The organism is Vibrio sp. STUT-A11, assembly GCF_026000435.1.
Taxonomy (GTDB): Bacteria; Pseudomonadota; Gammaproteobacteria; order Enterobacterales; family Vibrionaceae; genus Vibrio.
The window spans coordinates 1-14,344 of the sequence record NZ_AP026763.1; the positions used below are offsets into that span (position 1 = coordinate 1).

Consider the following 14,344-nt stretch of genomic DNA (forward strand, 5'->3'; position numbering starts at 1 on the left):
GTGTCATCTTCGCTTTGGCTGCAATGTTTGCAGCAGCTTCAAGAAGAGCTACCAGCAACAGAATTCAGCATGTGGGTTCGTCCGCTACAAGCGGAGCTCAATGACAATACGCTCACTCTATTCGCTCCAAACCGTTTTGTGTTGGATTGGGTGCGTGATAAGTATCTGAACAGTATTACCCGCTTACTACAGCACTATTGCGGTAACGACATCCCGAACTTACGTTTTGAAGTGGGTAGTCGTCCTGTATCTGCACCTAAGCCTGCACCGACGCGCACGCCTGCTGATGTTGCTGCTGAATCTTCAGCGCCTGCACAATTACAAGCTCGTAAACCGGTTCATAAAACCTGGGATGATGACGCACAAGCGATCGCAGACATCAATCACCGCTCTAACGTTAACCCTAAGCATAAGTTCAACAACTTTGTTGAAGGTAAATCGAACCAACTAGGTTTGGCTGCGGCACGTCAGGTATCGGATAACCCGGGTGCAGCGTACAACCCATTGTTCCTTTATGGTGGTACTGGCCTGGGTAAAACTCACTTGCTCCACGCGGTGGGTAATGCGATTGTGGATAACAACCCGAACGCGAAAGTGGTGTACATGCACTCAGAACGTTTCGTGCAAGACATGGTAAAAGCACTGCAAAATAACGCGATTGAAGAGTTCAAACGCTACTACCGCAGTGTCGACGCACTGCTTATCGATGATATCCAGTTCTTTGCCAATAAAGAGCGCTCGCAGGAAGAATTCTTCCATACCTTCAACGCGTTATTGGAAGGCAACCAACAGATCATCCTGACTTCTGATCGTTATCCAAAAGAGATCAGTGGGGTAGAAGATCGCTTGAAATCTCGTTTCGGCTGGGGTCTTACGGTTGCGATCGAGCCGCCTGAGCTGGAAACGCGCGTGGCGATTTTGATGAAGAAGGCCGAAGATCACCAAATTCACCTGGCCGACGAAGTGGCATTCTTTATTGCTAAGCGCCTGCGTTCCAACGTTCGTGAACTGGAAGGTGCGCTGAACCGTGTTATCGCCAATGCGAACTTTACTGGTCGCCCAATCACGATTGATTTTGTACGTGAAGCGCTGCGCGATCTACTGGCTCTGCAAGAAAAGCTGGTGACCATCGATAATATTCAAAAGACAGTCGCGGAATACTACAAAATTAAAGTGGCGGATCTGCTGTCTAAGCGTCGTTCTCGTTCAGTCGCGCGTCCTCGTCAGCTAGCGATGGCACTGGCAAAAGAGCTGACTAACCACAGCTTGCCAGAAATTGGCGATGCGTTTGGTGGTCGTGACCATACCACGGTACTGCATGCTTGTCGCAAGATTGAGCAGCTGCGTGAAGAGAGCCACGATATTAAAGAAGATTACTCTAACTTGATTCGCACCCTGTCCTCTTAATCGGTTAGAATAACGGTATTCTAAGCAAATCATTTATTGAGCTGACAGCGTAAAGAGCCAAGCATGAAATTTACTATTGAACGTAGTCATTTAATCAAACCGCTACAACAGGTTTCGGGTGCTTTAGGTGGCCGACCAACCCTGCCTATTCTGGGTAACTTACTACTTAAAGTAGAAGAGAACGTGCTTTCAATGACCGCGACCGATTTGGAAGTGGAATTGGTAAGCAAAGTGACTCTGGAAGGGGATTTTGAAGCGGGCAGCATTACCGTTCCTTCGCGTAAGTTTCTCGATATCTGCCGTGGTTTACCTGACGACGCGATCATCACTTTTGTTTTAGAAGGCGATCGCGTACAAGTTCGCTCTGGCCGTAGCCGTTTCTCACTGGCAACACTACCAGCGAACGACTTCCCAAATATTGAAGACTGGCAAAGTGAAGTAGAAGTCTCACTGAGCCAGGCAGATCTGCGCACACTGATCGACAAAACCCAATTCTCAATGGCGAATCAGGACGTTCGTTACTACCTCAACGGTATGTTGTTTGAAATTGATGGCACGATTTTGCGCAGTGTCGCGACCGATGGCCACCGTATGGCGGTATCACAAACAGAACTGGGCGCGGACTTTGCACAAAAGCAAATCATTGTGCCACGTAAGGGGGTCCAGGAACTCGTTAAGTTAATGGATGCACCAGAGCAACCGGTCGTATTGCAAATTGGTAACTCTAATGTACGTGCTGAAGTGAACAACTTTATCTTCACTTCTAAGCTGGTTGATGGTCGCTTCCCTGACTATCGCCGCGTGTTGCCGCAGAATACCAACAAGACTCTAATCGCAAGTTGTGACGAGTTGCGCCAGGCATTTTCACGTGCAGCGATTTTATCCAATGAAAAATTCCGTGGCGTGCGAGTGAACCTGGCAGATACGGAAATGCGCATTACTGCCAACAACCCAGAGCAAGAAGAAGCCGAAGAAATGCTGGATGTCAGCTTTGAAGGCGAACCGATCGAAATCGGATTCAACGTCAGCTACGTACTGGATGTGCTGAATACGCTACGTTGTGAAAATGTGCGTGTGTCGATGTCGGACGCGAATGCGAGTGCACTGATTGAAAATGCCGACGATGACAGTGCCATGTACGTGGTGATGCCAATCCGTCTATAAGCGAACAGAATGCCTCTTTCTCGCCTTATTATTCAGCAGTTTCGAAACATTAAAGCCTGTGATATTCAGTTATCAACAGGCTTTAACTTTCTTATCGGGCCTAATGGCAGCGGTAAAACCAGTGTCCTGGAAGCGGTCTATTTGCTTGGACATGGCCGATCATTCAAAAGCTCTCTGACTGGCCGTGTCATTCAAAATGAGTGTGCTGAACTGTTTGTTCATGGGCGTTTTTTGAACTCTGATCAATTTGAGTTACCAATCGGCATTAATAAGCAGCGCGACGGTTCAACAGAGGTTAAAATAGGCGGTCAAACCGGGCAAAAACTCGCGCAGTTGGCACAAGTATTACCACTGCAGTTGATACATACGGAAGGGTTTGATTTACTTACCGATGGCCCTAAACATCGGCGCGCATTTATCGATTGGGGTGTGTTCCATACTGAACCCGCTTTTTATGATGCGTGGGGTCGTTTTAAGCGTCTCAATAAGCAGAGAAACGCGTTATTAAAAACGGCCACGAGTTACCGAGAACTCAGTTACTGGGATCAGGAAATGGCACGTTTGGCGGAAAACATCAGCCAGTGGCGCGCGTTGTACATCGAACAAATGAAATCCGTTGCGGAGAGCATCTGCCAGACATTTTTGCCAGAATTTGAGATCCAATTAAAGTATTATCGAGGTTGGGATAAAGACACCCCGTACCAAGAGATACTGGAAAAGAATTTCGAGCGTGATCAGGCACTGGGTTACACCTTTAGTGGTCCGAATAAAGCTGATTTACGCATTAAAGTGAACGGAACGCCGGTTGAGGATGTTCTATCACGCGGTCAATTAAAACTCATGGTGTGTGCATTGCGAGTAGCGCAAGGTCAGCACCTGACAGAGATGACCGGTAAACAATGCATTTACCTAATTGACGACTTTGCGTCGGAATTAGATAGCCAACGTCGCAAGCGTCTTGCTGACTGCTTGAAAGAGACGGGCGCACAAGTATTTGTAAGCTCTATCACTGAAAATCAAATCGCCGACATGTTGGACGAACATGGTAAATTGTTTCATGTGGAACATGGCAGGATAGAGTCAAACTAGAAGAGAGAAACTCATGTCTGAAAATTACGATTCATCGAGTATTAAAGTACTGAAGGGTCTGGATGCGGTACGTAAGCGTCCAGGTATGTACATCGGCGATACGGACGACGGGACCGGCCTGCACCACATGGTTTTCGAGGTGGTGGATAACTCAATTGATGAAGCGTTGGCAGGTCACTGTAAAGACATCGTTGTGACAATTCATGAGGATAACTCTGTTTCCGTTAGCGATGATGGCCGTGGTATACCAACAGAAATCCACTCAGAAGAAAATGTCTCAGCAGCTGAAGTTATCATGACGGTTCTTCACGCTGGCGGTAAGTTCGACGATAACTCGTACAAAGTATCGGGTGGTCTGCACGGTGTAGGTGTTTCGGTAGTAAACGCGCTGTCTGAAAAAGTTGAACTGACCATTCACCGTGGTGGCCATATCCATACTCAAACCTACCGTCACGGCGAGCCTCAAGCTCCTCTGGCGATTGTTGGTGATACGGATAAAACCGGTACACAAATTCGCTTCTGGCCAAGTGGTGAGACTTTCACTAACACAGAATTCCATTACGACATTCTAGCTAAACGTCTGCGTGAACTATCGTTCCTGAACTCTGGCGTTTCTATCAAGCTGTCAGATGAACGTGAAGAAGATAAGCATGACCACTTCATGTACGAAGGTGGTATTCAGGCATTTGTTCAGCACTTAAATACCAACAAAACACCAATCATCGAGAAAATCTTCCACTTTAACTTTGAGCGTGAAGACGGCATTGCAGTCGAAGTGGCAATGCAATGGAACGATGGTTTCCAGGAAAACATCTTCTGTTTTACTAACAACATTCCACAGCGTGATGGTGGTACTCACCTCGCTGGTTTCCGTGCTGCGCTGACGCGTACGCTGAACACTTTCATGGATAAAGAAGGTTTCTCGAAGAAAGCGAAAACAGCAACCTCAGGCGATGACGCACGTGAAGGTCTGACTGCTGTGGTTTCGGTGAAAGTGCCTGATCCAAAATTCTCAAGCCAAACCAAAGACAAACTGGTTTCATCAGAAGTGAAATCAGCAGTTGAGTCGGCGATGGGTGAAAAACTTTCAGAATTCTTAGTTGAAAACCCGAGTGAAGCGAAGATGGTTTGTTCTAAAATCATCGATGCAGCCCGCGCACGTGAAGCCGCACGTAAAGCTCGTGAAATGACTCGTCGGAAAGGTGCGCTAGACCTAGCAGGCCTTCCGGGCAAACTTGCTGACTGTCAGGAAAAAGATCCGGCACTCTCTGAACTATATATTGTGGAGGGTGACTCTGCGGGCGGTAGTGCTAAGCAGGGTCGTAACCGTAAGAACCAGGCTATCCTGCCGCTGAAAGGTAAGATCCTGAACGTAGAGAAAGCACGTTTCGACAAGATGCTTTCTTCACAAGAAGTCGCGACGCTTATCACGGCACTAGGTTGTGGTATTGGTCGTGACGAATATAACCCGGACAAACTGCGTTACCACAACATCATCATCATGACCGATGCCGACGTCGATGGTTCGCACATCCGTACGCTACTGTTGACTTTCTTCTACCGCCAAATGCCAGAGCTTATTGAGCGTGGCTACGTGTACATCGCTCAGCCACCACTATACAAAGTGAAAAAAGGCAAACAAGAGCAGTACATCAAAGATGAAGAAGCGATGAACCAATACCAGGTATCACTGGCACTGGATAACGCATCACTGCACGTTAACGCAGAAGCGCCAGCTCTTGCGGGTGAATCGTTAGAGAAACTGGTTCAGCAATACAATGCGGGCATTAAGCTAGCTGAGCGTATGAGCCGTCGCTACCCAAGCGCATTGATGCACGAGCTGATTTACACGCCGCGTTTGACACCAGAACAATGTCACGATGCAGCAGCGGTTGAAGCTTGGACTAAGCAGCTTGTTGAGCAGCTGAACGCAAAAGAAGTGGGTGCGAGCCAATACAGCTTTGAGGTTGAACAACACGCAGAGCTTGGTCTGAGCTTACCTAAGATCATCGTACGTACTCATGGTGTGACACATGAACATGCACTAAGCATCGACTTCCTGAATTCGAAAGAATACAGCAAGTTGGCGGATCTGTCTGAAGCGTTGGATGGTCTGATAGAAGAAGGCGCTTACATCAAACGTGGCGAGCGTACTCTGGCAGTTTCAAGCTTTGCAGAAGCGCTAGCGTGGCTGGTTAAAGAGTCCATGCGTGGTCTAAGCCGTCAGCGCTATAAAGGTTTGGGTGAGATGAATCCAGATCAGCTTTGGGAAACCACAATGGACCCAGAGACGCGCCGTATGATGCAAGTAACCATTGAAGATGCTGTTGGTGCAGACCAGTTGTTCACAACGCTAATGGGCGACCAGGTTGAGCCGCGTCGTAACTTCATTGAAGAGAACGCACTGAAGGTTGCTAACCTAGACGTGTAGTCGATAACTCGGCTTTTAGTTATTAGTACAAGCGCCATCTCGTAAGAGGTGGCGTTTTTGTTTTTGGCAAAGGTCCTAGGTTGATAGGATCCTAGGACCTAGGTGTATCTGTGGTAAGTTCAGTTACAACTGTAAGCTCAGGTGCTTGTTGTCTTGGAATACAGAATACAGGGCGCTTCGCTTACAGAATACCGAAATGCTTGATATTCGGCTTGGGTGGTTGAAAATTAATCCGTAATCCGTAATCCGTAATCCGTAATCCGTAATCCGTAATCCGTAATCCGTAATCCGTAATCCGTAATCCGTATTTGTGTTTTTCCCCAGGACCTAGGATTCTAGAACCTAGGATCTTAATACAGGACCTCAAATCGATAAATTATTTTCGTTCCATCCCTTGAAAGCGTATTTTCAGACCTTATATCTAGAATTGAAGAGGTTAGCTGACTTGCTAGAGACTAGAAGAGCAGCCCTCTGCAACCGCTAAAGCAAGATCGCTCAAAAGAGGATGCTTTGTTTTGGCACCCAACTTAACTTAATGATCTCTGTCATGTCTTGGTGAAAAGCGTTTTCACTGGCGGAATGATTCGGATTCCTTAGCTCGGCGCTGGTTTTTGCATAAACACGCCAATTAGATGAGTGTCATCTGAGCTAAGACTATTGCTTAATTAAGAGGATAGATTTATGCGCAATGTAGATTTCTCACCACTATACCGTAATGCTATTGGCTTCGACCGTCTGCTAAATCTGATGGAAGCGGGCTCTGCGAAGAACTCTTCTGGCGGTTACCCTCCGTATAATATCGAACAAAAAGATGAGCATAACTTTCGTATTACGATGGCTGTAGCGGGTTTTGCTGAAGAGCAGCTTGATCTGACCCAAAACGAAAACATGCTGATTGTGAAGGGCGAGCGTAAAGCAGAAGAAGGTAAAAACTACGTTTACCAAGGTATTGCAGAGCGCGATTTTGAGCGTAAGTTCCAGCTTGCTGACTACGTGAAAGTGACTGGTGCCTCAATGGAAAACGGCCTGCTACACATTGATTTGGTTCGTGAAATTCCACAAGCGATGCAACCACGTAAAATTGTTATCGGCGGCAGTAACTTGCTAGAAAACAACTAATCAGCAAGTAGATTGCACATAGAGTGAGAAAGAGCGCCTTCCGTTACGGAAAAGGGCGCTCTTTTAGTTTGTTTTTCTATTTACCTTTTTGGTAAGCCTTTTCAACTTCTTCAGCGATAATTGTGATACCTTTCTGCATCATCTCGTCATCCTGAACGTAGTTCATACGCAGACATTGATGCGCATGATCCCATTCATCTTCCTGACCGATAAAGAAGTACTCACCCGGTACAATCAGCACTCCACGAGCTTTCAGACGTTGGTACAGTTCCATAGTGGTGATTGGCAGTTCGTCAAACCACAGCCACAAGAAGATTGCGCCTTCAGGTTTGTGAATACGAAAACGCTCGTCCGTAATCGCTTGCTGCAGCAGTTCTACCGCACGTAGAGATTTCTGCTGGTAGTAAGGCTTAATCACATCCGAACTCAATTTAAGCAGGTCGCCATTACCAATGATATGGTTGGCCAGTGCAGGGCCGACGCTCCCCGGCGCGAGGCTGATAATGCCATTCATATTGGTCAAAGCCTGGGTAATCGCTTCGTTGGCAATCACGATACCGCAGCGTACGCCCGGCAAACCAAGCTTGGACAGGCTCATACACAGAATCGTATTGTCATTCCAGAATGGTTCAACATCTTCAAAAATGATGTTCGGGAATGGCAAACCGTAAGCGTTATCAATGATTAGTGGGATATTATTTTCACGCGCGAGCTTGTCTAGTTTACGAACTTCTTCATCCGTTAGTACGTTACCCGTCGGGTTGGTTGGGCGAGAAGCACAGATAGCGGCGACGGAATCATCGACTTTTAGCTTTTCAAAATCAACGTGGTATTTAAACAAGCCATTATCAAGTAATTCGATTTCTGGGTGGTACGAGACGAAAATATCTTCATCAACACCTGCATCACCATAACCAATATACTCTGGCGCGATCGGCAACAGTACTTTTTTGTGTGAACCATCAGGCTGTTGGCCTGCGAGTAAATTAAATAGGTAGAAGAAACCGCTTTGGCTGCCATTGGTCAGACTGATGTTCTTCTCACTGATGTTCCAACCGTAGGTTTCACGAAACAGTTTTGCCAGCGCTTTAATAAACGCGTCTTTACCTTGGGGACCATCATAGTTGGTGAGTGCGGCGATGAGTTCTCCGCTGGCGAGCATTTCCTCACTGGCTTGGTGAAAGTAATCGAGCATGGCAGGAATGGCGGCAGGGTTACCTCCACCGAGCATGATGGCACCTGGTGTGCGAAGACCATCATTTAAATCATCCATTAACTGTGTGATACCTGAATACTGATTAAATTTTTCGCCAAACTTTGAGTACTGCATGTTTACTTATACCTAATTCATTGTGATTGCTTTGTGTAGTCTTGCTGACTGAACATCAGCTTATAGTGTAATACTTGACCTTACCCTAATGTTATTACGACGCAAAGTGTGAATTCACTCGAAGAAGAAAAAAGTGTCTGTTCAGACCAGATGAATGGATTATAAAGCGAAAAGAGAAATAAAAAGGGAAGCCTACGCTTCCCTTGCTGGTGGATAGATGGATGTGCTATTCGCCAGTGTAGACAATAAGTACTTTGTCATCCTGATACTGGCGCTCGAACGCGTAATATCCTTCCTGATTACGTGTAATGTGCTTACCTTGAGCAACGGCTGGGTGACGCTTACGGAATTCTCCCAGTTTTTGCCAGTGCTGCAGTAAGTCTTCACGCTCGCCATGAATCTTATCCCATGGCATGTCGGAGCGGGTCCCTTGGTGGGTATCTGAACCGGTATGACCAAAGTCACGGGCAATTTCGTCGCCGTAATAGATCTGAACCGCGCCAGGTGTCAGCATTAACGCATTTGCAGCGCGAGCCTGATCATCGAAGCTGCGGCTACGTGCAGACCAGAACAGCTGCGTGTCATGAGAAGAAAGGTAACTCAACACATTGAACTCGGGGTCGTTGTTGATTTGCTCTGCATAGCGTCGGTAATCGCTGTCGAGGTTGGCAAAACATTTCAGCCCTTTTGGTGCCACATCTGATTGGAATTCGAAATTGATAATTGAATCGAATCCGTTATCGAAGTAAGGGCTCTTTACCACGCTGTGTGCCCAGACTTCGCCCGTCATCCAGAATGGTAAATCGTCCAGCGCTTTATCTGGGTTGTTTTGTTTCCATTCGGTAAGCGCTTGTGTGGTACTGGCTTTCAATTCTGACCACGCGTCCATTTCTACATGTTTGGCGGTATCGACACGGAACCCATCAACGCCATAATCACGGACCCAATCGGATAGCCAAGTGATCAGATGTTCGCGCGGCGTCTTTTGTTCATCACGTGCGCCGGTATCTTTGTTGTGGAAGAAGTTTGGTAAACCGGTTTTCTGAGTTGACTCGGTTTTCAGATCCGGTAAGTAATTCAGAGACATGCTGATGTCGTTGTATCCCGGAGCATCGTAATTACCGATGTCGGTACGAATCCACGCTTTGCCCCACCATTTTTCCCACGCTTGGTTATCGCTGTATTTGACGTAGTCGTTGAAGCTATGCCAACTCTGACCCGATTTTGGCTGCCAGTCGGTCCATTTTTCACCCAGCACTTGTTTCGCTTCTTGGTCATCAAGGTAAAGCTGACCAAAACCAAACTCCTGCATGTCGGCCAGTGTGGCGTAGCCAGTATGGTTCATCACCACATCCCAAATGATGCGAATGCCTTTGTTATGCGCGGAATCGATGAAGGTTCGCAGCTCACCTTCGGTGCCCATATTGGCATCGAGTTTAGTCCAGTCTTGATGGTAGTAGCCGTGATAGCCGTAGTGTTTGAAATCGCCTTTGTCGCCACCGCCAACCCAGCCGTGAATTTGCTCCAGCGGTGAGGTTATCCAAATCGCGTTAACACCGAGAGATTCAATGTAGTCGAGCTTTTTGGTCAGGCCTGCCAAGTCACCACCGTGGAAGGTGCCGATCTCGAATTTACCGTCTTTACTGCGGCCATAGCTGTTGTCGTTGTTTGGATTACCATTGTAAAAACGGTCGGTCATGACGAAATAAACGGTGGCGTTATCCCAGCTGAATGGTTTATTCGCTTGCTGTTCAACTTCCTCTAGCAGTAGCAGCCCCTGACTCATTGGGCCTGCCTGAAGGGTGACTGCGCCATTGGTTACGGTTGTCTCTTGTCCCGTCAGTGCATCTCGAACCAAAGTCCCATCACTAAAGGTTTCCGCGACATTGATGGTTTTAGCAGTATCGGTTGCGACAGGGCAAGTGAAGCTGGTTACCTGAGACTGTTTTGGTTTGATCTTCACCGTCAGCTCATTGGTCGTTGGGTTGAGCGTAAATTGGTAGGTATTGGCTTTGAAAATGCGCAGCGGCATAGCAGCATCCGTTGCACAGTTATCCATTTTTAATGGTGTGTTGAATTTGATGCGGCTTTCTTCTGCCAGAGCGAAGCTACTACCACAGCTTTGTTTGCTGTCGGCAATCGTGAAAGTGTAATTGCCTTTGTCCAGTTTTTGTTCTGCGACGAGTAATCCTTGATCGTTTTGCTCGAACATGGCTTTGTCATCACCGACGCTTAATACGATGGCATTTTCTGGAATTTGGCTGCAAGCACTAAGCAGACCAATAGAGAGTGCGAGAATTGTTTTTTTCATTGTGTCCTTCCCCCCGAATAAACAGATCTTTTATAACAAAAAGAAGCCTCTACAATCCGAGCGGTGCAGCAACAAGTTAAACCTCTCTCACCCTACAAATTTTTGCCTTGTTCACAGAATGAGTAATAAATCCCTCTAACCTTATCTTTTAGAAAACAAAAAAGGGAAGCAGATGCTTCCCTTTTGGTTATCTTGTGACTTCTTTTTCAGTCAGTAACTCAGTTTCGGTTACTTATTTTTGCAGAAGAGAGATGTCGGCGATCTGTAGGAACAGGTTACGCAGATTGTTCAGCAGGGTCAGACGGTTCTTCTTAAGTGCTTCGTCGTCTGCCATTACCATTACGTTGTCGAAAAACGCATCCACTGGCTCACGTAGGTCAGCAAGTTTGCTTAAGGCCTCTTGGTAGTTACCTGTCGCAAAGGCTGGCTCAAGTGCTTCAGTCATCACTTCAACGCTTTCTGCTAGTGCTTTTTCTGCATCTTCTTGTAGAAGAGACAAGTCGATCTCTTCTGTTAGTTCGCCATCGAATTTCGCCAGGATGTTACCTACACGTTTGTTCGCAGCTGCTAAAGATTCTGCTGCTTCTAGCTCACGGAAGTGAGATACCGCTTTCACACGTTGGTCGAAATCAGCTGGTTTAGTCGGGCGACGCGCCAGTACAGCTTGAATGATATCGACACTGAAACCTTCATCTTTATACCATGCATTGAAACGACCAAGCATGAACTCGATGACATCTTGCTCAACATTGTCGTTAGTCAGTTTAGAACCAAACTGTACTTTTGCTTCACGGATAAGGTCTAGAAGGTCTAGGTTGTAGCCGTTTTCAACGATGATACGTAGTACGCCCAGAGAGGCACGACGAAGTGCAAATGGGTCGCTGCCTTTCGGTGCTTGGCCAATACCGAAGATACCAACGATAGTGTCCAGCTTGTCAGCCATTGCCACTGCAGAAGAAATCGCGCTACTTGGCAGAACATCACCAGCGAAACGCGGCATGTACTGCTCGTACAGTGCGAGTGCTACTTGCTCATCTTCACCATCATGAGTTGCGTAATGCATACCCATAACACCTTGAGTATCCGTAAACTCGAATACCATTGAAGTCATTAGGTCACACTTCGCCAACAAACCTGCACGAGTCGATTTCTCAACATCGGCACCAATTTGCTTGGCGATGTAGCCAGAAAGCGCTGTGATACGATCGGTTTTGTCTTTGATTGTGCCCAGTTGCTTCTGGAAAATCGCGTTTTCCAGCTCAGGAAGACGGTCAATCAGTGGACGCTTGCGGTCAGTGTTGAAGAAGAACTCGGCATCAGCTAGACGTGGACGTACAACTTTCTCGTTACCTTCGATAACGTGGCGAGGTTCTTTCGACTCAATGTTTGATACGAAGATGAAGTTAGGCAGTAGCTTCTTGTCTTCAGAGTAAACAGGGAAGTACTTCTGGTCACCTTTCATGGTGTAAACCAAGGCTTCAGAAGGCACTTTGAGGAATTCTTCTTCGAATTTCGCTGTAAGTACCACTGGCCATTCAACCAGAGAGGTCACTTCTTCTACTAAGTCATCTTCTAGATCAGCGATACCGCCAACCGCTGCTGCCGCTTTTTGTGCGTCAGCCAGGATGATTGCTTTACGAGCTTCGTAATCCGCCATAACTTTACCGCGTTCTTCAAGAATCGCAGGGTATTGCTCAGCAGAGTCGATAGTGAATTCTTGCTCGCCCATGAAGCGGTGGCCACGGATCGTGCGAGCAGATGCTACGCCTAAGATTTCACCTTCGATCAGATCGCTGCCCATTAACATGGTCAGAGTTTTTACTGGACGAATAAATTGAGTGGTTTTGTTACCCCAACGCATTGGTTTTGCGATAGGTAGGTTTGCCAGTGCTTTTGCTGCTAGCTCAACCACGATCTCAGATGTCGGCTGACCTTTCACTTCTTGTTTGAATAGTAGCCATTCACCTTTGTCTGTTACCATGCGATCCGCTTGGTCAACCGTAATGCCACAACCACGAGCCCAGCCTTGAGCTGCTTTGGTTGGGTTACCGTCAGCGTCAAATGCTGCAGATACCGCAGGGCCGCGTTTTTCAACGACTTTGTCAGATTGGCTTTCTGCCAGTGCGGCTACTTTAAGTGCCAGACGGCGAGGTGCTGCAAACCACTTGATGCCTTCATGAGCAAGCTCTGCGCTTTTTAGTTCAGCTTCAAAGTTTGCTGCGAATGCTTCAGCCAGAGTACGAAGTTGCGTTGGTGGTAGCTCTTCTGTACCTAGCTCGATTAGAAATTCTTTTGCCATGTTAGATCGACCCCTTACGCGTTATCTTCTTTTTTACACATTGGGAAGCCAAGTGCTTCGCGAGATGCGTAGTATGCTTCTGCTACTGACTTAGTCAGGTTACGGATACGTAGGATGTAGCGTTGACGCTCAGTTACTGAGATCGCCTTGCGTGCATCTAGCAGGTTGAACGCGTGGCCTGCTTTCAGGATGCGTTCGTAAGCAGGCAGTGGAAGTGGTTTTTCAAGCGCAACAAGCTCTTTACACTCTTTCTCACACTGTTCAAAGAAGCCGAATAGGAAATCAACGTCAGCGTGTTCGAAGTTGTAAGTTGATTGCTCCACTTCGTTTTGGTGATAGATATCGCCGTAAGTCACGACGCTACCATCTGGTGCGATATTCCATACCAGGTCGTAAACGGAATCTACTTCCTGGATATACATAGCAAGACGCTCGATACCGTAAGTGATCTCACCAGTGACTGGTTTACACTCAAGACCGCCAACTTGCTGGAAGTAAGTAAACTGAGTCACTTCCATGCCGTTTAGCCAAACTTCCCAGCCGAGGCCCCATGCGCCTAGCGTTGGGTTTTCCCAGTTGTCTTCTACGAAACGGATGTCGTGTACAAGTGGGTCAATACCAAGAACTTCAAGGGAACCAAGGTACAACTCTTGGATATTGTCTGGCGATGGTTTTAGCGCTACTTGGAATTGGTAGTAGTGCTGAAGACGGTTAGGGTTTTCACCATAACGGCCATCAGTAGGACGACGTGAAGGTTGTACATAAGCTGTCGACATTGGCTCTGGGCCAAGCGCTCGTAGACAGGTCATTGGGTGAGAGGTACCCGCACCCACTTCCATATCTAGCGGTTGAACAATGGTACAACCATTTTGAGCCCAATAATCCTGCAGCGCGAGGATCATTCCCTGGAAGGTTTTGATATCGTATTTTTGCATAAGTCAGGTTCGCGCGATTCTCTTGTTACTCGCTAGTTCGCTGTCAGTGCTGGGTTTTACAACGCTAACAAGGGCGATAAGGAGTAATTACGGTTGAATAAATTAACAATCTAGTATACCCAGATATTGAGCATGGGAGTAGAGCTAATCTTGATTAATTCGTGGGCGGTTTTCTCCTTTAAGGAATTTTTACCGCGTTATCTGCTGTATTTTTCTTAAAAGGGAGTTTTCTGCTGCTTTGATGCTTGAGATGCATAAC

Annotated in this window: 9 protein-coding genes; 5 read left to right on the forward strand and 4 right to left on the reverse strand. The window is 47.0% G+C overall.

Annotated features, from left to right (window positions below):
- The 5 genes from dnaA (at position 1) to OO774_RS00025 (ending at position 7,210) form a co-directional block, all read left to right on the forward strand.
- Positions 1-1,407 carry a chromosomal replication initiator protein DnaA gene (gene dnaA / locus OO774_RS00005; RefSeq protein ID WP_264903625.1) on the forward strand — a complete coding sequence of 469 codons (1,407 nt, stop codon included), beginning with the start codon at positions 1-3 and terminating at the stop codon, positions 1,405-1,407.
- A 63-nt stretch (positions 1,408-1,470) separates the two neighbouring features.
- Positions 1,471-2,571 (forward strand): DNA polymerase III subunit beta, encoded by a 1,101-nt coding sequence (dnaN, locus tag OO774_RS00010; protein ID WP_264903627.1) that lies wholly within the window; start codon positions 1,471-1,473, stop codon positions 2,569-2,571.
- A gap of 9 nt (positions 2,572-2,580) precedes the next feature.
- Entirely contained in the window at positions 2,581-3,660 is a 1,080-nt protein-coding gene (recF, locus tag OO774_RS00015) for a DNA replication/repair protein RecF (RefSeq protein WP_264903629.1), read from the forward strand.
- Positions 3,661-3,673: 13 nt separating this feature from the next.
- On the forward strand, positions 3,674-6,091 hold the full coding sequence (gyrB, locus tag OO774_RS00020; RefSeq protein WP_264903630.1) for a DNA topoisomerase (ATP-hydrolyzing) subunit B: 2,418 nt from the start codon (positions 3,674-3,676) through the stop codon (positions 6,089-6,091).
- 681 nt (positions 6,092-6,772) lie between these two features.
- Positions 6,773-7,210, forward strand: coding sequence for an Hsp20 family protein (locus OO774_RS00025; protein ID WP_264903632.1), 438 nt, complete (start codon positions 6,773-6,775; stop codon positions 7,208-7,210).
- Between the two features lie 76 nt (positions 7,211-7,286).
- On the opposite strand, the gene OO774_RS00030 is transcribed toward OO774_RS00025, so the two are convergent.
- The 4 genes from OO774_RS00030 to glyQ form a co-directional block, all read right to left on the reverse strand.
- Positions 7,287-8,540, reverse strand: coding sequence for a valine--pyruvate transaminase (locus OO774_RS00030; protein WP_264903634.1), 1,254 nt, complete (start codon positions 8,538-8,540; stop codon positions 7,287-7,289).
- Positions 8,541-8,766: 226 nt separating this feature from the next.
- Entirely contained in the window at positions 8,767-10,851 is a 2,085-nt protein-coding gene (locus OO774_RS00035; protein WP_264903635.1) for an alpha-amylase, read from the reverse strand.
- Positions 10,852-11,083: 232 nt separating this feature from the next.
- Positions 11,084-13,150: a glycine--tRNA ligase subunit beta gene (gene glyS / locus OO774_RS00040; RefSeq protein ID WP_264903637.1), complete on the reverse strand. Its 2,067-nt coding sequence runs from the start codon at positions 13,148-13,150 to the stop codon at positions 11,084-11,086.
- Between the two features lie 14 nt (positions 13,151-13,164).
- Positions 13,165-14,085, reverse strand: a complete 921-nt coding sequence (gene glyQ / locus OO774_RS00045) for a glycine--tRNA ligase subunit alpha (RefSeq protein WP_264903639.1) — start codon at positions 14,083-14,085, stop codon at positions 13,165-13,167.
- Positions 14,086-14,344: the final 259 nt, after the last annotated feature.